The sequence below is a fragment of the Undibacterium sp. Ji83W genome (genome assembly GCF_049340385.1).
Classification (GTDB): Bacteria; Pseudomonadota; Gammaproteobacteria; order Burkholderiales; family Burkholderiaceae_D; genus Undibacterium.
Map to the genome: position 1 here is coordinate 1 of NZ_JBMPOZ010000071.1, position 426 is coordinate 426.

A 426-nucleotide genomic window follows, 5' to 3' on the forward strand; every position below is an offset into this window, starting at 1 on the left:
TTTCTTCATTACGCAAAGAGGCACGCGGATATTCCGGTTTGCAACCACCGACGTTGAAGTCGATCACGCCAGGCACGATGGAGGGGCCTGTGGCTTTGGTGTCTGCGACCGGCGAGGGTGCTGCCACGGCCTTGGGTATCACATTCGATTCTGGCCTGACTTCAGATTTGACGCTGATGGTCGGGGCTTGTTGTACCGGTTGCTGTACCTGAACTTCCGGTGGGGGGATGAACGGGGGCGGCGGTGCCAACAATTTTGGTGGCGGCGGTGGTGGTGTATCTGGCGGTGGTGGTGGTGGCTTTACTTCTTCCACCAACTTGACTTCTGCTGGCTTGATTACCACTTCCATGGCCTTGCGCGCTAATCCGGATACCAGTGCATATACCACCAGTACGTGAAATGCGATAACCAGCCCTAAGCCTATAA

The 426-nt window shown here is 55.9% G+C and carries 1 pseudogene; it reads right to left on the minus strand.

Annotation, left to right across the window (positions count from 1 at the left end):
- A pseudogene (locus ACO0LD_RS31785) lies at positions 1-426 on the minus strand (energy transducer TonB); the annotation flags it as partial.